This window comes from Vibrio sp. R10-SG3-ISO3 (assembly GCF_059834225.1).
This window is the reverse complement of record NZ_JCBDHE010000042.1, coordinates 12,959-33,168: the sequence shown is the minus strand read 5'-3', so window position 1 is coordinate 33,168 and position 20,210 is coordinate 12,959. Positions and strand designations below refer to the sequence as shown.

General features: G+C 48.6%; 16 protein-coding genes. 8 read left to right on the top strand and 8 right to left on the bottom strand.

Features of this window, described 5'->3' with window-relative positions:
- Positions 1-376: 376 nt before the first annotated feature.
- The gene (locus AC6R1A_RS11405) at positions 377-559 is read right to left on the bottom strand and encodes a hypothetical protein (RefSeq protein ID WP_500632452.1); all 183 of its coding nucleotides are present in this window, start codon (positions 557-559) and stop codon (positions 377-379) included.
- 326 nt (positions 560-885) lie between these two features.
- Here AC6R1A_RS11405 and AC6R1A_RS11400 point away from each other — a divergent pair, with 326 nt between their 5' ends.
- From AC6R1A_RS11400 to AC6R1A_RS11385, 4 genes are all read left to right on the top strand, one after another.
- Positions 886-1,026 carry a hypothetical protein gene (locus AC6R1A_RS11400; RefSeq protein ID WP_500632453.1) on the top strand — a complete coding sequence of 47 codons (141 nt, stop codon included), beginning with the start codon at positions 886-888 and terminating at the stop codon, positions 1,024-1,026.
- A 509-nt stretch (positions 1,027-1,535) separates the two neighbouring features.
- Positions 1,536-3,317 carry a sodium:solute symporter family transporter gene (locus tag AC6R1A_RS11395; protein ID WP_500629362.1) on the top strand — a complete coding sequence of 594 codons (1,782 nt, stop codon included), beginning with the start codon at positions 1,536-1,538 and terminating at the stop codon, positions 3,315-3,317.
- A gap of 143 nt (positions 3,318-3,460) precedes the next feature.
- The gene (locus AC6R1A_RS11390) at positions 3,461-5,089 is read left to right on the top strand and encodes a polysaccharide lyase 6 family protein (protein ID WP_500632454.1); all 1,629 of its coding nucleotides are present in this window, start codon (positions 3,461-3,463) and stop codon (positions 5,087-5,089) included.
- Between the two features lie 164 nt (positions 5,090-5,253).
- A complete protein-coding gene (locus AC6R1A_RS11385) occupies positions 5,254-6,210 on the top strand; it encodes an AEC family transporter (protein WP_500632455.1) in 957 nt (318 codons plus the stop codon).
- A gap of 18 nt (positions 6,211-6,228) precedes the next feature.
- On the opposite strand, the gene AC6R1A_RS11380 is transcribed toward AC6R1A_RS11385, so the two are convergent.
- Complete coding sequence (locus AC6R1A_RS11380) at positions 6,229-7,182, bottom strand: LysR family transcriptional regulator (protein WP_500632489.1); 954 nt, start codon at positions 7,180-7,182, stop codon at positions 6,229-6,231.
- Positions 7,183-7,319: 137 nt separating this feature from the next.
- Between AC6R1A_RS11380 and AC6R1A_RS11375 the strand changes: the two genes are divergently transcribed.
- Positions 7,320-8,660 carry an MATE family efflux transporter gene (locus tag AC6R1A_RS11375; protein WP_500632456.1) on the top strand — a complete coding sequence of 447 codons (1,341 nt, stop codon included), beginning with the start codon at positions 7,320-7,322 and terminating at the stop codon, positions 8,658-8,660.
- A gap of 38 nt (positions 8,661-8,698) precedes the next feature.
- Positions 8,699-9,157 carry a hypothetical protein gene (locus AC6R1A_RS11370; protein WP_500632490.1) on the top strand — a complete coding sequence of 153 codons (459 nt, stop codon included), beginning with the start codon at positions 8,699-8,701 and terminating at the stop codon, positions 9,155-9,157.
- Here AC6R1A_RS11370 and AC6R1A_RS11365 read toward each other — a convergent pair.
- Positions 9,122-10,126 carry a LacI family DNA-binding transcriptional regulator gene (locus tag AC6R1A_RS11365; RefSeq protein ID WP_500632457.1) on the bottom strand — a complete coding sequence of 335 codons (1,005 nt, stop codon included), beginning with the start codon at positions 10,124-10,126 and terminating at the stop codon, positions 9,122-9,124. The genes AC6R1A_RS11370 and AC6R1A_RS11365 overlap by 36 nt on opposite strands.
- A 190-nt stretch (positions 10,127-10,316) precedes the next feature.
- Here AC6R1A_RS11365 and cscK point away from each other — a divergent pair, with 190 nt between their 5' ends.
- Positions 10,317-11,243, top strand: coding sequence for a fructokinase (gene cscK, locus AC6R1A_RS11360; RefSeq protein WP_500632458.1), 927 nt, complete (start codon positions 10,317-10,319; stop codon positions 11,241-11,243).
- Positions 11,244-11,322: 79 nt separating this feature from the next.
- On the opposite strand, the gene AC6R1A_RS11355 is transcribed toward cscK, so the two are convergent.
- From AC6R1A_RS11355 to AC6R1A_RS11345, 3 genes are all read right to left on the bottom strand, one after another.
- Positions 11,323-12,597 carry an EAL and HDOD domain-containing protein gene (locus AC6R1A_RS11355; RefSeq protein ID WP_500632459.1) on the bottom strand — a complete coding sequence of 425 codons (1,275 nt, stop codon included), beginning with the start codon at positions 12,595-12,597 and terminating at the stop codon, positions 11,323-11,325.
- A 30-nt stretch (positions 12,598-12,627) separates the two neighbouring features.
- Complete coding sequence (locus tag AC6R1A_RS11350) at positions 12,628-14,247, bottom strand: glycoside hydrolase family 32 protein (protein WP_500632460.1); 1,620 nt, start codon at positions 14,245-14,247, stop codon at positions 12,628-12,630.
- A 171-nt stretch (positions 14,248-14,418) separates the two neighbouring features.
- A complete protein-coding gene (locus AC6R1A_RS11345; RefSeq protein ID WP_500632461.1) occupies positions 14,419-15,408 on the bottom strand; it encodes a LacI family DNA-binding transcriptional regulator in 990 nt (329 codons plus the stop codon).
- Positions 15,409-15,645: 237 nt separating this feature from the next.
- Between AC6R1A_RS11345 and AC6R1A_RS11340 the strand changes: the two genes are divergently transcribed.
- Positions 15,646-17,085 (top strand): sucrose-specific PTS transporter subunit IIBC, encoded by a 1,440-nt coding sequence (locus AC6R1A_RS11340; RefSeq protein ID WP_500626853.1) that lies wholly within the window; start codon positions 15,646-15,648, stop codon positions 17,083-17,085.
- A gap of 154 nt (positions 17,086-17,239) precedes the next feature.
- Here the strand turns inward: AC6R1A_RS11340 and AC6R1A_RS11335 are convergent, their stop codons facing one another.
- Positions 17,240-17,479: a hypothetical protein gene (locus tag AC6R1A_RS11335; protein ID WP_334550651.1), complete on the bottom strand. Its 240-nt coding sequence runs from the start codon at positions 17,477-17,479 to the stop codon at positions 17,240-17,242.
- A 309-nt stretch (positions 17,480-17,788) separates the two neighbouring features.
- A complete protein-coding gene (pheT, locus tag AC6R1A_RS11330) occupies positions 17,789-20,194 on the bottom strand; it encodes a phenylalanine--tRNA ligase subunit beta (RefSeq protein WP_500632462.1) in 2,406 nt (801 codons plus the stop codon).
- Positions 20,195-20,210 lie beyond the last annotated feature (16 nt).

Sequence of the window (20,210 nt, the reverse complement as noted above, 5' to 3'; positions counted from 1 at the left end):
GTCGTTTACAAAATGAAATAATTTATTTTGTATTACTTTTAAAAAGTAATTATCATATCACTCATTCACTCTATCCATACTTAGTGTTGGACATGAGGCAACCAAAAGACCTCCGAAGAGGCCTTAAAAGGATTAGTAGGTAGAATAAAGCAACTCTATATCTCTCTGAGCCCAGACCTCAGCGAGATTTTTCTTGACCGTATAGGCATCAAAGTTCGTTTGTTTGGCGAGGTTGACCCACTCCTGGTTGCCCGTGGCGATGCCGCCTTTGAGGTAAAGGGGGTCATGCGCTCAACACGTCGAGGAGCATCTTGGGAGGTGTCATTCTCTTATCGACGACTGTAAAAAGCCCATCTTGCATCGCAAGACCCGCTTCTTACAGTAGACGTTGATACGCCACTTTCATCGAATGCGGTGCCTCTTGGGAATGGAGAACGGCGCGATTTTTTTCGATGACATTCTGATCCAAAAAGACAAAATTCGCTGACACCGCTTGGCTGCTTAACAGAGCCGTCGACACGATAGCGGCAAGACGTAGAGGTTTCACATTAAATTTCATGTTTTTCCTTGCTTTTCACTTATTTGTAGTATTAAAATACCAGTAAGGAAATAAAATGTTTCTGTGATTCATTTCCGATTTTGGTAACAAAGCAGTGACAGGCCCTTCATCATTTGGGCTTTGATTTTGCTAAATGACTGATTGTACGGGGTGATGACAAGAAGTGGCGAATCGTCACTGAACACAAAATGTGCGCTTGATTTGATTTTTATAAAAAACAGTTTCATTTTTAATAGTCCTACATTACTATACGCAGCGTTGGATGTTGAACAGTTAGCAAAAAAGACGACTGAACAACGCACTAAGGCAGGAATAGCGACCAAACAATGCAAACTTTGACCACCATGCTCAAAGCAAGTTTGATTGGAACGCTGGTATTAAGTGCACGTGTGTTGATGGTCGCAACAGTATTATTGCTGTTTGTTTCGAAGGTGTTATTGGCATTGTCGATGCTCTCTACTCAGTGAAACAAGCAGCGAAGTGAGTTTTAAGTTCGCTCCCAACCTAATTAACAATAATATTTTCTGGACACAGCCTCGCTCCGGCAGCTTAAACGCTCGAAGATCTGGTGCTGCAATCACGGCTCAAAAGACAGGACATCGCTCACCCCCGTTCCGTCTTTGCGTCTTGATGTGTATCACTGGTTTAAGTGTAACGACGATGGTGATTATCCAGACGGTACCCATACCGTTTGCGCCCACATATTACAGGCAATATGTGGGCGTTTTTTTATCCTATTCCCCCCCTAATTTAAATCATACAATTAAAACACCGTTTTAATTTAGCTCCAATGGAGCAACCTCCAACTCTATCGCGATCATTGAATATTTAGAGATTCGATCTCGATCACTTGTATGATTTATTAATCCAACACTCTTCGATCATCGGTCACATTTTTGAGTTATTGTAGTACAAATAAACAAAGAGCTAGATAACATAGTGAGGTGACATTACATAACATTACAAAGGTCAAAAGATGGAACTCAATACAATTATTGTTGGCATCTATTTCCTATTCTTGATTGCGATAGGTTGGATGTTCAGAACCTTCACTAGTAACACCAGTGACTACTTCCGCGGGGGCGGCAGCATGCTGTGGTGGATGGTCGGCGCGACCGCGTTTATGACGCAGTTCAGTGCTTGGACCTTCACCGGTGCGGCGGGTAAAGCCTACGCAGACGGTTTTGCGGTAGCCGTTATCTTCCTTGCCAACGCGTTTGGCTACTTGATGAACTACCTCTACTTTGCACCGAAATTCCGCCAACTTCGCGTTGTTACGGTCATTGAAGCGATTCGCATGCGTTTTGGTAACTTCAACGAGCAAGTCTTTACTTGGTCTGGTATGCCAAACAGCGTTATTTCAGCCGGTATTTGGCTAAACGGCCTAGCGATCATTGCTTCTGGTATTTTCGGCTTTGATATGACCACCACCATTATTATTACTGGTCTGGTTGTATTGGTGATGTCGGTCACCGGCGGCTCTTGGGCGGTAATTGCCTCTGACTTCATGCAGATGGTGATCATTATGGCTGTGACCGTGACGTGTGCGGTTGTAGCGGTTATCCAAGGTGGCGGCGTGAGTGAGATCGTCAGCAACTTCCCGGTACAAGAAGGCGCGTCGTTTGTTTCAGGTAACAACCTCAACTATCTAAGCATCTTTGGTATCTGGGCATTCTTTATCTTCTTCAAGCAGTTTAGCATCACCAACAACATGTTGAACTCTTACCGCTACTTGGCGGCAAAAGACTCCAAAAATGCGAAGAAAGCCGCTCTACTGGCGTGCATTCTGATGACAATGGGTCCACTGATTTGGTTTATGCCGTCTTGGTTTATTGCGGGTCAAGGTGTCGACCTAGCGATGCAATACCCTGAAGCAGGCAAGAAAGCGGGTGACTTTGCTTACCTCTACTTTGTCCAAGAGTACATGCCAGCGGGTATGGTTGGTCTACTGATTGCGGCGATGTTCGCTGCGACCATGTCATCCATGGACTCTGGCCTCAACCGCAACTCTGGTATTTTCGTTAAGAACTTCTACCAACCGATTTTGCGTAAAGACGCGACAGAGAAAGAGTTGGTGCTTGTATCGAAACTGACTTCTACCTTCTTCGGTATTGCGATCATTCTCGTTGCACTATTTATCAACTCACTCAAAGGTTTGAGCCTATTTGATACCATGATGTACGTAGGTGCTTTGATTGGCTTCCCAATGACCATCCCTGCTTTCCTTGGCTTCTTTATCAAGAAAACTCCGGACTGGGCTGGCTGGGGTACGCTGGTTGTCGGTGCTATCGTCTCTTACTACGTGGGCTTTGTGATCAATGCAGAAATGGTCGCAAACTGGTTCAACCTTGAACCACTAACAGGTCGTGAATGGTCTGACTTGAAAGTGGCGATTGGTCTGATTGGACACCTAGTGTTTACAGGCGGCTTCTTTATCCTCACTACCCTGTTCTACAAGCCTCTTTCTGAAGAGCGCCAGAAGAACGTCGATAAGTTCTTCGAAAACTTGGCAACACCACTAGTTTCTGAGTCAACGGAACAGAAGAAACTCGACAACAAACAACGTCGTATGCTGGGTTCTCTTATCGCAGTAGCGGGTGTGGGTGTGATGGCGATGTTCTTACTGCCTAACCCGCTATGGGGACGCTTCATCTTTATTCTCTGCGGCGCCATTGTCATGGGTGTTGGTCTACTGCTGGTCAAAGCGGTCGATCAGAGCATTGAAGACAAAAAAGAGTCAAAATCTGCGACAGCATAAACGCTCTCTTTCGGCGTAACTCTCTTAATCAAGGCGGCTTCGGCCGCCTTACATACTCAAGGCGTTTTGTGTCACCTCCATTTTGCTCCATCACATAAGACGCTTTGAGTATGTTTCCTTACCTAAGTAGACTGAGACCAACAATGAAAATAACTCTACTGGCGGGCGTGATTGCCGCCTCTCTTTCTGTTGTTACTTTGACAGCATGCACGACCACACAATCAAATGAGCTAGCCCTAGATGCACCCACACCCGCCACGGCGGATATCTCTGCACATACACTGACCCGAGACTACCTTCTTTCAACAACGAGACTCGATATCGTTGACGGCAGTGCGTTGATTGAACATTCAGCGCAAGAAACCGCGAAACTCAAAGCCCAACTGGAAAATGCAGCAGATGGTGACACTGTCACTCTACCTGCTGGCAAATATGCAGATCTTGGCGTCGTCACGATTTCTGCCAACAATATCACCATCAACGCAGAGCAAGCAGGTAGCGCGTGGCTTACAGGCTTAGTGCAATTTGTCCTTGAAGGCGACGACATCACTCTTGATGGCCTGGTCTTTACCGAAGGTGGTCCAGCCGAGCGCTTTGGTGCGGTACGTATGATGGGCGATCGCAATACCTTGCAAAACTCAACCTTCTACTACTTCAACCATGACTATGCGTATGAGCCAGATGAACGCCGCTCTGAGTACCCGAAGTACCTATGGTTATCACTCTGGGGCAAAGACGGTAAAGTCATCAACAACCAATTTGAAGGCAAGCAAAAGCGTGGCACGTTAATCGGCGTTCAAAAAGATGACACGCCGGATAACCACTTGATCGCACATAACATTTTCCTCGATCAGCAACAGAATCAGTTCAATGAGTTGGATATCAAAGAAGCCATTCGCTACAACGGCAATAGCTGGGAAGCGATTCGCATTGGTGATTCTAAATCGTCTCAGTGGCATTCGAATTCTCAGTTTGTCGATAACCTGCTGATCAATATGGATGGTGAGCGAGAGCTGATTTCCATCAAATCCGGTGGTAACACCATTGCGCGCAATACCATTTTTGAAAGTGCAGCACTGATCTCGCTGCGTCACGGTAAAGCCAACACTGTCGACAGCAACATCATCGTCGGCAATGAGAAATTGCTGACTGGCGGCATTCGCATTTATGACGAAGACCATGTGATCAGCAATAATTACATCTCAGGTACCCGTGGACGTGATGGATTGATAGAGGGCAATGCCGATTTGCGCGGCGGTGTCGTGATCAATACGGGCATCATTGATGTGGCGAACGGTGAAATGCTGGATCAAGCGGTCAAAGGGAAAGAGCTCAACAAGCAGTGGACACCGAAAAATATTCAGATTCACCACAACACCTTAGTGGATACTGAGTGGGGTATGGTCTACGGCAATCAAACGCACCGCGTGAGCCTGTTTAACAATGACGTCGTCGATACTATCTACACAGGCGTAGATGTCGACTTCGACTCAAACGTGGTAGACAATACGCGCAATCCAGAATTTGTTAGTGTACGAGCGACTGATGAACACCCACTGGTCAACGCGACCTATCACAATGAATTCTACGCCGGCACAGTCACGGCTAAAGAACAGATCAATGATTACAGTGCGACGCTACCAAGCAAAACACAAATTGGTGGTTTTTATGCCTACGAAGGTGCAGGTGCGAACGTCGAATCGCTGAGCGTGATCACCGCTGAGGTCGCAGGACCGAGCTATCGACTCATCAATGCGGTAAAGCTCAAGTAACCCATATTGAGACACTCAAGCAAACAAGCTGCGCCTAACAAGCCTGGTGAGAACACCAGGCTTGACTGTTTTTCACCTTGGTAAGATGTCGCTATTGTGATCTCGCCAACTAATCGCTATGTTGTGGATTCTTCTCCACTTATTTCTTCATAATCGGATCACGCATGGACGCCATTGTTAGTCAGTTACAGTTCTCACTTTCCATTACCGGCCCTATTTGCTTGATGCTGGTATTGGGTGTGGCGTTTAAGCGCATCGGTTTAATCAACGACAATTTTATCGATGTCGCGTCAAAGCTGGTGTTTCAAGTCTGCCTACCTGCCATGCTCTTTTTGAGTATCGTCATCTCCGATCACGACTTCGTCTCAGCCGGGCGATTTATCGGCTTTGGTGCCATTGCCAGTGTGGCATTTTTCATTTTCACCACACTCTCCGTCAACGGTGCTTTTGCTGGCTCAGCGGATAAAGGGGTGATTGTCCAAGGTGGCTATCGCGCCAACACCGCCATCATAGGTATCGCTTATGTGGCCAACGCCTTTGGCGATCAAGGCGTCGCACAAGCCGCGCTCTACGTCGCGGCTACAACCTTTATCTATAATGTTCAAGCGGTGATTTGCTTAACCCCTCGCGGGCAGACATCTGGCACCCAGGCTGCAAAAGTGATGGTCAAAACCCTGACCAAAAACCCACTGATCATCGCTATCGTCACCGGCGTGGTGTTCTATCTATTATCTATTCCCGTCCCTAAGGTGGCCGTTGACGCAGGTGACTATTTAGCGCGTATGACGCTCCCTTTGGCCTTGCTCTGTACCGGTGGGTCGCTCAATCTCTCGTCGATGAAGAGCGATCAAAAGCCAACCTGGTTTGCCGCCGGCTACAAACTGGTGCTCGCCCCTATCGCCATCACAGGTGCTGGCTATTGGTGGGGATTTCGCGGAGTAGAGCTGGGGATACTGTTCTTCATGAACGCCTCTCCGGTGGCCGCCGCCAGCTATGTAATGGCACGCTCAATGGGAGGTAACGCAACACTTGCTGCCAACATCATCGCCTTGACCACCGTCGTCTCAACGTTCACATGTACCCTAGGTGTAATGATTCTGATTGGCCTTGATGCGTTTTAACGCCGTTGCCAATGACACTTATAAGGTGACGCTCTCTAATCCCCAACCGTGCTCATGCGCTAGACGGCGCAGCAGTGCCCTCTCTTGCTCTGTTTGTGCCACCAGCCACTCCAAGATTTCTTGACTTAATGTGTCATCTTGATTTCGGTAGCAAAAGTAACACCAATGACTATGTTGCAGCGCCAACCCTTCGGGGCATTGTAAAAAGCCACGCTGCAGCTCCGGCAAGACCAACAACAAATCCGTGACGGTCACGCCTTGGCCGGACAAGCAAGCACTGAGGGCCAAATCCAAACTAAAGAACACAGTATCGCGACCTTGTTTCTCGCCATCTAACCCCGCGTTGTTCAGCCAGATATTCCAATCTTGATGCTCCAATGTGGCATGAAGGTGGGGCAAGCTGAGTACATCCTGTTGGGTGATCCGACGCTCAGACATCGATTGTGCATAGACTGGTGCCATGTATTCATCACGCAGAAAGGTGACCCCTTTCTGACCCTGATACTGCTCACGACGCTGGGTGTTGATGATAAGCAAATCGCAATCTTCATGGCTCAAGTCCGGGTCTTCCTCAATAGAGGGGATGATCACCACCTCATGATCGGGGTAACGTTGATTGAGCATTTCCACCTTGGGCAGTAAGACGCGCGTTGCGTAGCTGAGCGCACTTTTAATCACAATTCGTTTTCTTGTCGGCGCCTGCCAAGATGCGATCAAATGAGAGAGAGACTGATAGTTTTTACGCAGCACTTCAAACAACTCTTTTCCGCGCGGCGTCAATGATATCGCCCGATGCTGACGTACAATTAAGGATGAATTGAGATCATCTTCCAGTTGCTTAATTTGACGGCTCACTGCACTTTGCGTCACATGCAGCTCTTGCGCCGCTTTGGTAAAGCTCATCAGCCTTGCCACGGACTCGAATACTTTCAGCGCGTTATGAGAATACGGGAGATTCGGGTAAGGGTGCACACTCTTTACTCGCATGATTTCAGATCATTTCAGAGTGGCATAAATGTCATTTGAAAACCAGATGAACAACCACTAACTTAGCGTGATAGAGATCACGAACAAAATCGTGACAGCACACAGCCAAGATCGAGAACATTATGAATACCATTTTAAAACTGGCGCTGCCCCTTATTGTGTCGCAACTGATTGCGATGGCACTGGTATTGACGGATGTCTGGATGATGTCACGCCTGAGTATGACCGCCATCGCCGCTGGCGGTTTAGGCGCATCGGTCTACTCGTTTGTTTTTATCGTTGCTAGCAGCACCGTTGGATGCGTGGCAAACCTGATTGCGATTGCTTATGGGCAAAGAATTGCTCGCCCGGAGTATGGCAACCAACAAATTCGCTTCGCGGTGAAAGGCGCGGTGCTGCTCTCGCTCACGCTCTCTGTGCTATTAATGGTCGCCTTCCAATGGGTACCCTCTTTACTGAGTTACGCCAAGCAGCCCGACGAACTGGTTGAGCTCGCCATGACTTACGTGAATACCTTGAAATGGGCGATGCTGCCCTCTTTGATCCTCCTGGTACTGCGTGGTCTAACAAGCGCGCTCGGCAATGTGCGTTCAATCATGGTGATGTCTCTGCTCACCGTCACGCTCAATGTGCCCATCAGCTACCTCCTCGCTTTTACCTTCGATTTTGGTCTCGCTGGTCTAGGCGCAGGCACGGCGCTCTCTGCCTTTAGCGTTATGCTTGGCTATGGCTACTGGGTCTTTAGCAGCGAAAAATATCGCCCGTATGCCCCTTGGCTAAATCGTGATGAGTACTCGCTCAAGCTCATGATTCCCCTACTCTCTATGGGATTGCCTATCGCCATTGCAGCCTTGCTAGAGCACGGCTTGATCTATGGCGGAACCTTGATGGCAGGCGCCATCAGCATCAGTGCTCTTGCACTGCATCAAATTCTGCTGCAATGCTTGAGCTTTACATGGAACGTCAATTTCGGCTTCTCCCAAGCCGCCGCGATACTGGTAGGCCAAGATTTTGGTGCGCAGAACTATAGCGGCATTAAACAAACCGCCATACGTAGCTTTACGATCACCACCGTGGTTAGCGTCATTCTGGCAGGCGGACTTATGCTCTGGCCAGAAGGCATCGCTCATCTATTCAATTTAAGTGCAGACCTCAGCGCCTTGTTGGTCTCAGTGCTCTGGGTCGTGGCGCTTTCGTTTGTTGTTGATGCTTGGCAACTGCTGGCGATCAATCTACTGCGCGGCATGAAGATCGTGATTGCTCCGACCATCATGACCGCGATCGGCTACTGGTTGTTCGGTCTGCCTGCAGCTTGGCTGTTGATGAAACACCATCAACTCGAAGGGATTTGGGCGGGCATCGGCATTGGTCTGGCGGTGACGGGCGTATTGCTGCTCGCACAATTGATGGCGGCGATACGCAAGCAGGGCCAAACCGTTGAACTTGCGCACGCGGTCAGTTAGTCGCTACACTCGCGGTTTTCACCCTAATGTCCCAAGTCATGACCGATATCGATATTGAGTTTGAACACATCTGGCTGGAAGTATCGGCTGAGCGTTGGATGCACATCGAACGATTTCTGCTCAGTTACTACTGCCTTGCTCACGGTGTGGTGACGAGACAAGGAAAAGCAGACTGGGAGCAATTACGCGCGAGTGCGCCTCGCTCTTTGCAGGTCAACCACATCAAAGGGTGTGAGCTTGAACCTGTCGTCCCTTATGCCGTGGTGGTGGGTGAGATCAAACGCCACTGGCGAGACGGTGAGCTAACCAAACCGCAGCTAAGGCGACTACTACAAAGTTTGCTGCATTTTGTTGTCATCACCAAAGCCGAAAAGAACCGGTTAAAAAAGGCGGGCCTGCTAAACGCCATGCCCACTGAGTGGTATCAAAGTGATAAACAGCACCTAGATTGCCGCTTTACGTCAGCGGGTATCTCGATAATGGATTTTGGCCGCTAGGCTACGCTGCAACTCTAGGGGCTCATCGCTCTCAAGTAACTGTTTACCACACTCAAACAGCGCCAGTGCAATTTGCTCACAATCTTGCTCAATGGAATCGATCGCCAGCGGCAGACAATCAAGGATTGAATAGTTATCGAATGTCGCGAGACGAATGTCGGCATTTAATAGCTTGTGTTCACTAAGATAACGGAGCACGCCCTCTAAAATGGAATATGAGGCGGTAAAAACCGTTTGGGGTAAACGTCCCATAGACCGGTGAGCCTGCTCAATCAGCTCATAGCCACTTTGAGGTTGATAATCTTTGATCAACACATGCTGTGGCTGATAATCGAGCCCTGCACTGACTAATCCTTGTCGATACCCCTCAAATCGCTCTTGGCTAGTAGAGAGCGTAAGCTGCCCGCCGATATAAACGCACTCGCTGCGCTCGTGACACAGTTTTGCCACCACCTGCTTTGTGGCGGCAGTCGCATCACTTTTCACCCCACAAAGGGGACTGCCTTCAAACACGCGGTCAAAGGTGATGACGGGCGTGTGTTGATTCACATCCAGTAAAAAATCGGCATTTTGCGCTGCACTGGCCACCAGCAGTAGGTCTACTTGGCGCTCCAGCAAGTGTTTGATGACGCTTTGCTCCATATCGGCATCGTCTTCTGAAGAGACTATTAAGAGTTGGTAGCCCACCTCTCGGCTTAGCTGCTCAAGCCTTTTGGCAATAGTGGCGAACCCCATATTGAGGATATCGGGAATCACTAAGCCGACGCTGTAGGTGCGACTTGATTTCAACGCCCGTGCGTACAAACTGGGGGCGTAGTTGTGCTCTTTGGCTACCGCTAGTACCCTTTCAACCGTCTCTGCATGAATTCGGTGTTTCTTTGCATGTCCGTTAAGCACAAAACTCACCGTCGATTTCGATACCCCTGCCAACGCCGCGATATCTGCCAATTTGGGCCTTTTGCTCATCACCCTCAGCCTTTCTTTCCTCAAAATCGGTCCTTATCTTACCCCGCTGGGAAGGAAATACTATCTTTACTCTACCTGGGCCGATTTTTGTCAGAAATTAAACGATCTAAACCACAAAACAATCCGTTTAGCGTTTAGCTAAATCGATTTAGCTTTATAATAAGCCAGTATCTATTTATGCGAGGAACAGAACATGAGCATGATTTGGGTGACAGGTGACGCGGTTGTTGACCTGATTCCAGATTCCGACACCACCTACTTAAAATGCCCGGGCGGTGCACCCGCAAACGTGGCGGTTGCCATCGCAAGATTAGGCGGCAAGAGTGGATTTTTCGGCCGTGTAGGAAACGACCCACTGGGCCGATTTATGAAAGAGACCTTAACCGCAGAAAAGGTCAACACACAGGGCATGCGGCTTGATGAAGAACAGCGCACATCGACTGTCATCGTCGATCTGGACGACAGCGGTGAGCGCAGCTTCACCTTTATGGTCAAACCCAGCGCCGATCAGTTCTTGATCCCCAGCGATATTCCTGAGTTTGCTGCCGGAGATTGGCTGCATGTCTGCTCTATTGCACTGGCGAATGAGCCGAGCCGCAGTAGTACCTTGGAAGCGATGCGTCGAATTAAACAAGCCGGGGGCTATGTGAGTTTTGATCCTAACCTGCGAGAAGAAGTGTGGGCTAACCCTAGTGAGATTTTACCGGTTGTTCGCCAAGCACTTGAGCTGGCAGATGTGCTTAAGTTTTCTGACGATGAACTGATGTACCTCACACAGACCCACACACTCGATGCCGGACTAGAGGCGATTAAGGGTAACAACAACCGCTTGGTGGTCGTCACGCAAGGCGCGAAAGGTGCATTGGTGGTGTTTGAGGGAACGCAGACCCTACAAGCTGGAAAGGCGATTCAACCCATCGATACGACAGGTGCAGGCGATGCGTTCGTGGGCGGCCTGCTGGCTAAACTCTCTCAATACGATCAATGGGATAACCAAGAGGCTATTCATCATGCCGTTGAGTGGGCCAATGGCTGTGGCGCACTTGCGACAACCCAAAAAGGCGCGATGACCGCATTGCCATCCGAAAGTGCGCTACGCGATTATATCACTGCACTCTAAGCGCCTTTGATGGAGGATTCATCGCCCCGTTTGGCTCTTCTGAGCAGATGGGGCGATATAATGATCATTGATAGAAATACTAATCGGGCTGCACTGAAAGCTCATTAAGCCACATTGACGCCTCAACATTACAACCAATGATATCTTGGTCATTCACGTCTAGGGATCGACGAATCTGATCGATCTTATCCCACTCTGACGCTTCAATATATTCAAATAAATCAATTAACTGCCCCAAAGTCCCGCTTCGATAAATCAATGCTTGCTTAATGGTGCTATCTAAGTGGATATACTGCAAAGCCTCTCGCATATCTATATCGAGAATGCCATCGATCAGAGACAGCAAACCGCAAAGGTATGCAAGATTTTTTAGGCTTGATCGACGCATATAGTGCACCAACAATTCCGCCATTTTTGCTCTGTGTAATGACATGAGAAACAAAGCTTCTGGTTTGCCGGGCGCGAGTGAGGAAATCAATACGTAAGTGACAAACTTCTTCAACTTGTCTTCACCAAGATAAGCCACTGCCTGCTTCACGGATTGAATCGGCGCACGAAGCTTACAACTACCATTGATGAAATTCAGAAGTTGAAGTGATAGGACCGGATTTTTCGCCACAATTTGGCTAATTTCGTCAAAATCAATAATATCTGCAGAGAGTTTCTCAGATAATGACATCAAGTCGGTAAATGACGCGTTAATTTTTCGACTCTTTATGATTTCCGGCTTAGTAAAAAAGTAGCCTTGAAAAAGTGTGAAGCCACACGCTTTGGCCCTTTCAAATTCGTCATTTGTCTCGACCTTCTCCGCAAGAAACATGATATCGAGATGTTTTAAACCCTCAATCATTAGCGCACTTTTGGGCATGGAGGTTTGCTGAATGTCGACTTTTATAATATCGATAAGCGGGTAAAACCGTTGCCAGTTCGAATCGAAAACATGATCATCTAATGCGATGGTGTAACCTGCTTTCTTAAGCTTGCTGAGCGCTTGAAACAACGTTTCGTCGGGCTGACACTGCTCCAATACTTCCACCACTAAAGAATCGCTGGGAAAGTCAAAAGGAACACCATCTATCAAGCAACTTTGGCTGAAATTGACAAACCCTTTGTAGGATTCCAACACTCTCGCTTTGTAACTGAGGAAGTGCTCCGCAAGCAACTTTCGCGTCGCCAAAGAGGAATCCATATGCACCGGAAAACCGTTGTGCTCACCGTCGCGGTACAAAAGTTCAAAGGCATGAATCTCTCGATTACTATCTAAAATAGGCTGTCGTGCTATAAATGAGTAACTTGCGGATGCTAAACCCTGATCTTGTTTTTCCTTCGATGCGAGGTATTCCGATACTGCCATTGGTCGCCCTTTATCAACTTCGACGAACCGCTAAACAAATGGCTCCGTCGTTTGGTTCATATATCTCAGTTCAGCACGGGTTGCCGCTCCCGTGACCGAAATGCCCGTCGACTGAGCATCGACAAACACTCTTGAGGTCATCACCGCTTCACCGCTGTTAATGAATATTTCGACACTGGACGTGTCGACTAAAATCAGTAAACGAACGCTATCACTGGTCAGCGGCACTTCTCGACATTCATCTTGAGCGCGATTTTGCGTCTCACTGCGATCTAGTACCAACCGGCGGTGGTTAGCGTCTGCGGTCAAAGCTACCTTTTGCCCATGACCTTCGAAAAGGTTTAACGTCTGCCCCCATTGCAGTTCAACTTCTAGTTGATAGCTGTTTACGTCGAGACGCTGAGTTACATTAGACAATGTTAATATACTGGAGTTTATCATTAGCTGCATCAATTCTTCAACAGGCCATTGATACAATTTCCCATCCCTGTAAGTGAGCTCGCGTGGCGCCGTCAGTTGATGAACCCAACCGTGGTCACTGGATGGCTGATCCACCTCATCAGGTAAGCCCATCCAGCCACACATGACACGTCGACCATCAGGTGTTAACAACGTTTGGGGCGCATAGAAGTCAAAACCGTAATCTAGGTGTACAAAATCCTCCAACTGCAATTGCTGACCATCCCATGATGCGCGGGCAATGCCGTTATGGTGTGGAATGGTATTGAGAGGCGAGAACGATTCGATCCCCTGCGGGCCAAGTACAGCAAACGTCTCCCCACCGAGTTCAAACCAATCAGGGCACTCCCACATATAACCAAAATCGCCAAGCTCATCACCATGCAAAGCCGAGAAAGTCCAGTTGCGCAAGTCATCAGAGCGATACACCGCTAGGCGCCCCTTCAGATCGGTGGTTTGCGCACCGAGCAACATCAACCACTCCTGCTGGTGACGTATCACTTTGGGATCGCGAATATGGGCAGTCACGCCTGGTGGCAGCGAATCAATCACTGGGCCATGCTTGATGAAATGAATGCCATCGGTTGAAGTCGCAAGACACTGCGTGGTGTGCCGATCCCGCTGCTCATCAATCCGGGTGTTACCTGTGTAGAACAGCATTAATGTCTCATCATCACTCAGCGCATGACCCGAGAATACGCCATGACTGTCGAACCAATCCGATGGCGTCAATGCCACTGGCTGCCAATGCCAATTGACTAAGTCTTTACTGGTCAGGTGAGCCCAGTATTTGTCTTTGTGCACGCAACCAAACGGGTACCATTGATAGAAGAGGTGGTATTGCCCTTGATGATAAATAAAGCCATTTGGATCATTGAGAAGCCCTTGCGGCGGAGAAACGTGCCACTTAGGACGATATGAGCACGCGGCAGGCACCATGGCCTCGCTGAGCGCTAGTTGCTGACGCTTTGCTATCTTTTGCCCAAGCTGGAGAAGCTCGGCTTCTATGTCTGAGGGACGAACAAAAGTTACTTGCCATTCGTCACCGACACGGCTTATGGCCTTGAGGTCGAGTTCATCTGACAAGCAATCCCTCTCTTTCACCGCAAAGATCAACCGACTATCGGGGATTAGGACTCGAAGGAGATTTTCTTCACCGCCACACAGCGCAACGTAGTATTCTAACGACATGGCTCAACACCTAAAAATTTTGGGAACGTTTGCAAGATTAATCAAAAATGATGGTTTGAGCAAGCAATGAGTCCGTCATGAACCGCACTTCAGTGGTCCTTTTAAGGCTAAGTGCTTGATAGCATGTGTCCCAGTAGCCTAACTGAAGATAAAAATCTGAGTATCAAGGGATCAGCACGTCTCTCGATCAACCCGATCAAACGTTAATACCACTTTACTCATTTCTTGAGGTTGGCCTTCAATCAAATCGAGCAGTAGCTTGGCACCTTTTTCTCCCGCTTTATCAAAGGCATAACCAAAGGTAGATAAACTCGGTGATACCACATAGCCCAGTTCATCATTCCCCACTCCGAGCACTTTGATTTGCTCGCCAACTCGAATGCCACGCTCTTGCAAGGCCTTGATCGCGCCAACGGCAATGCGGTCCGTCGCACAAAATAGGCCATCCAATTGAGGGTATTGCTCGATAAGCGACGGGATCTGCGCATAACCCGAATCAACCGAAAACTCTCCATGACTATGGAACAGCAGAGGTTGTGCGCCGCGCATGCTTAGGGCTTGCTCTAAGCCTTGCGAACGCAAGCTATCGACAGCGATATCGGAGTCTCTTACCCCCATAAAGCCGATGTTTTTGCAGCCCACATCCAATAAGCGGTGACCCGCTTCAAAGCCCACGCGCAAATCATCGTGTACCACACTGGGTATGTTGAACAGAGAGCCATCTTGCCCGACAAGTACAACGGGAACGCGAGAGGCGCGGATAGCATCGACCAATTGCATGTCAATATGGGTCGCATAGAGCACAATACCCTCGACCCTCTTTTGATTAAACACCTGAATGTATTCAATTTCTTTTTCTGACAGCTGTTGAGAGCTCGCCAACAATACGTGTTTTCCTGCGGCATCAAACGCCGCGCTGATGCCATCAACACCGAGGGAAACAGCGTTTGATGACATACGAGGAACGATGACGCCCACCAAATTGGTTTTCTGCGATTTAAGGTCTTTGGCAACCTGATTCACCACATAACCGACCTCTTCGACTGCCTTCATCACTTTTTGCTTGGTGGCCTCTTTCACGCCATATTCATCATTAATGACTCGGGATACCGTCGATTTAGAGACGCCGGCTAACTTCGCGACGTCATGTAGGCTCGCCATCGGAATTCCTTGGGTTAACTTATTGGGATTGTTTGCAAAAATTAGCAAAAAACACCGCAAAAATCACTCTGCTCAAACGATTTAGCAAAAAATATAAACCGATCCATCTCACATAAACATCCAATATTCTTTGACTGAATAGGTTAAATCTCCAAAAATCCATATTGCAAACGTTCCCAAAGAGAACAAGCGAGAATTGTATATAATCAACAGTAACGAACCAAACTGGGGTCCGGAATGAATTATCCTAATATTGCAAAAGAGCTGCTCACGCTGCTAGGAGGCAAAGATAACCTCCAAGCACTCGCCCACTGCGCGACTCGTCTTCGCCTAGCATTGAAAGACGATTCGATAATCGATGAAGAGGCTATCGGCAATCTCGATGGCGTCAAAGGTCAGTTTAAAGTGGCAGGGCAATACCAAATTATCTTTGGCTCAGGCATCGTCAACCAAGTCTACGCAGAAATGGCGAAACTGACTGGCATGAGCGAAATGTCGACGTCGGACGTTGCCTCTGCGGGTGCACAAAAGCAGAACATCGTCCAACGCGCTGTTAAGGGGCTATCGGACATTTTTGTCCCTATCATCCCTGCCATTGTGGCGGGAGGTCTGTTGATGGGTCTGTTTAATGTGCTGACCGCGACGGGTCTGTTCATTGAAGGACAGTCACTCATTGACGCAAACCCAGGCCTCGCCGATCTTGCAAGTATGATCAACACTTTCGCCAATGCGCCTTTCGTTTACTTGCCAGTTCTTCTCGCTTTCTCTGCCAGTAAGAAATTTGGTGGTAACCCCTTCTTAGGCGCAGCACTGGGTATGTTGATGGTCCACCCAGATTTGCTCAATGGTTGGGGTTTTGGCGGCGCGAGCGTTGCGGGTACGATTCCGACTTGGAACATTTTTGGCTTTGAGATTCAGAAAGTCGGCTATCAAGGTTCGGTTCTGCCTGTACTCGTGTCAGCGTTCATCTTAGCGAAAGTCGAAAATGGCCTACGCTCGTTTATCCCATCTGTGTTGGATAACTTACTGACACCCATGCTCGCAATCTTCATTACGGGCTTCCTGACGTTCACACTCGTTGGACCCATTACCCGCGATATCGGCTTCTTGCTCGGTGATGGCCTCAACTGGCTCTACGACTCGGCTGGCTTTATTGGCGGCGCGCTGTTTGGTTTTATTTACGCGCCGTTTGTTATCACCGGCATGCACCACAGCTTTATCGCTATTGAAACTCAACTATTGGCAGACATCGCTGTGACCGGTGGTACCTTCATCTTCCCGATTGCGGCAATGTCGAACGTCGCACAAGGTGCAGCGGCACTAGCGGTCGGCATCACCACCAAAGAGACAAAACTGAAAGGTATCGCAATGCCATCTGGTATCACAGCTCTGCTCGGTATTACCGAACCTGCAATGTTTGGTGTGAACCTCAAGCTACGCTACCCCTTCATCGCTGCCATCATTGGCGCAGCGGCGGCGAGTGCGTTTGTCACCTTATTCAATGTGAAAGCACAAGCATTGGGCGCAGCAGGACTACCGGGCATTATCTCAATCACCCCTGATAAGATTGGATACTATGTCGCCGGCATGGCTATCTCATTCGCTGTCGCCTTTGGTTTGACATTGGTACTCGGTGCGCGAGACAAAGCCAAAGCGGTGGCCACCGCGACGGCCTAACCTACCCCCGCAGTCAAAACATGTTTTTGACGCCGAGCCTCGCCTGAGCGGGGCTCTTTTTTGTTAGTTGAAAGTCTTAAAGAACAAAAAACGCCCCATATCATTGATAATGGGGCGTTTTGCTTTTTCAGTTGTGACCTATAGCCACACGAAATTAAGCGCTGATAGGGTATGCGTTGTCAAAGTTCTTACGGATAAACAATGCATGGCAATAACTTTGAAAGCCAAAACTGCAATAAATCGGGCGCTTGAATTCGTTGCACCAACGAATCCAAACATTGGTCTCTGTGCCTTGATTGTCCACCACGCCATCCCAAAGGAGCGTCTGAGAATTTTCTTGAGTTGGGGTGCAAGCTAACCCCAACTGATCTAATGCTGTAAAAAACTTTTCCACAACTAACCCTTAATATTCAATTATCTGTATCTATTTCTGTCTTATCACCTTGGTGCAAACGTTTGCTTTTTTGGGCAAAACTATTGCGTAACCGATCTCATCGATACGCAACAACACACTTGGGGGGAGTGATAGTGTAACCTTCACTGAAGCACGAAACTCACGCTCAGCACACATATTTTGTCATACTATACAACATTATTGACAGTAATTTTTTCTGCTTCCGTTGAGATGCAGAGCGATAGAGATAAAAAAGCCCGAAGCGAAGAAGTCGCTTCGGGCTCTCTATTATTCAGTCAATATGGACAATTAATCGCGCAAGCTCGCGCCAAACTTGTCCGAGATGTGCGCGACGATGGCGTCAACCGCACCGGCGATGTCCGCATCTTCGAGCGTACGCTCAACCGACTGCAAGGTCAGAGCGATGGCTAGGCTCTTCTTGCCTTCTTCAACGCCTTTACCAACGTAAACATCGAACAGTTTCGCGCCTTTCAAGAACTCACCACCTTGCTCTAGACATGCTGCAACGATGTCGCCAGAAGCGACGGCTTCGTCAACAACGACCGCGATGTCACGACGGTTTGATGGGAACTTAGAAAGCGCTACCGCTTCTGGAATCACTTTGGTGTTGATTGCAGACCATTCCACTTCGAATACGATAGTACGGCCGTTTAGACCAAACTTACGCTCTAGCTCTGGGTGAACGGTACCAATCACACCAACTTGCTTGCCATCAACGATGATAGCTGCGGATTGACCAGGGTGAAGCGCTGGGTTCGCAGCTTTATCTTCTGCAGAAAGCGCTGCGAAAGAGTAAGCGGCTTCGTTTGCTGTTAGCTCAAGCACCGCTTCTAAATCACCTTTCAGGTCAAAGAAATCAACCGTGTTGGTTTCGATGTCCCAGTGCTCTTCGCTGCGAGTACCTGCAATAACACCAGCAAGCATTGGCTCTTGGCGCATACCGTTTTCAGCAGACTCACAAGGGATAAAACGTAGGCCGTATTCGAATAGACGAACACGTGGCTGTTGACGCTTTTGGTTGTGAACCACAGTGTTGAGCAGGCCTTGAATTAAACCAAGACGCATTGCTGACATATCCGCAGAGATTGGGAATGGCAGGATGAGTGGCTCAACACCCGGAACGATCAGTTTTTGCTGCTCAGGCTCAACGAAGCTGTAAGTGATCGCTTCTTGGTAACCACGGTCAACAAGTAAGTTACGAACGCGTTTTAGCGGAATGTTCGCTTCAACGTGGTCGTGCATCTTGAGTGCTGCGGCTGGGTTTTGGTTAGGGATGTTATCGTAACCGTAGATACGACCGACTTCTTCAATTAGGTCTTGCTCGATAGCGATATCAAAACGCCATGTCGGTGCTGTTGCTGTCCAACCTGCGTCTGTTGTTTCAACCACTAAGCCAAGACGCTCTAGGATTTCAACAACATCGCTATCAGCAATGTGGTGACCTAGTAGGCTGTCTAGCTTAGTGCGACGTAGAGCTACTGTGTTTGCTTTTGGTAGGTCAGCTTCTGACTCTACAGCAACAACAGGTGCGACTTCACCGCCACAGATCTCAACAAGAAGTTCTGTTGCACGCTCCATTGCGCTAGCTTGTAGTGCGAAATCCACACCACGCTCAAAACGCATGGAAGAATCCGTGTGTAGACCGTAGCTACGCGCGCGGCCACGGATGTGGTCTGGTGAAAAGAATGCACACTCAAGTAGTACGTCTTTAGTCTCAGTCGTTACACCAGACTCTTCACCGCCAAAGATACCCGCAATAGCTAGAGCTTTGTTGTGGTCTGCAACCACTAGCGTATCTGCGTTTAGCTCAGCTTCGCTGCCGTCTAGAAGAGTAAGCTTTTCGCCTTGCTCTGCCATACGAACCACGATGCCACCTTCAATCTTAGCAAGATCGAATGCGTGCATTGGCTGGCCTTGCTCTAGCAGAACAAAGTTAGTGATGTCGACCACAGGGTCGATAGAGCGAATACCGCAGCGACGCAGTTTTTCTTGCATCCAAAGCGGCGTTTCAGCCTGAACGTTAACGTTTTTAACCACACGGCCAAGGTAGCGTGGACACGCCGCCGGCGCTTTCACTTCGATAGAGACTTGATCATCGATAACAGGAGCCACTGGGTTCACCGCTGGCTCAGTTACGTCAGCGCGGTTGAGAACGCCCACTTCACGTGCCATACCACGGATACTGAAACAGTCCGCACGGTTCGCCGTTAGGTCTACGTCAACGGTTACATCGTCAAGACCTAGGAACTCGCGGAAATCAGTACCGATGACTGCGTCTTCTGCTAGCTCCATGATGCCATCAGATTCAACATCAATACCGAGCTCAGAGAATGAACACAGCATGCCGTGTGATGGTTGACCACGCAGCTTGGCTTTTTTGATTTTGAAATCGCCCGGTAGCACAGCGCCAACCGTTGCGACAGCCACTTTGATACCTTGGCGACAGTTCGACGCGCCACACACGATGTCTAGCAGCTCTTCTGCACCAACATCGACTTTAGTCACACGCAGTTTGTCCGCATCTGGATGCTGACCACATTCGACCACTTTACCCACTTTTACGCCAGTAAACTCGCCAGCGACAGGTAGCACGTCATCGACTTCTAGGCCGGCCATAGTAATTTGGTGAGTAAGTTCATCAGTCGAGACTGAAGGGTTTACCCACTCACGAAGCCATGATTCGCTAAATTTCATAGTGATGTATCCCCTG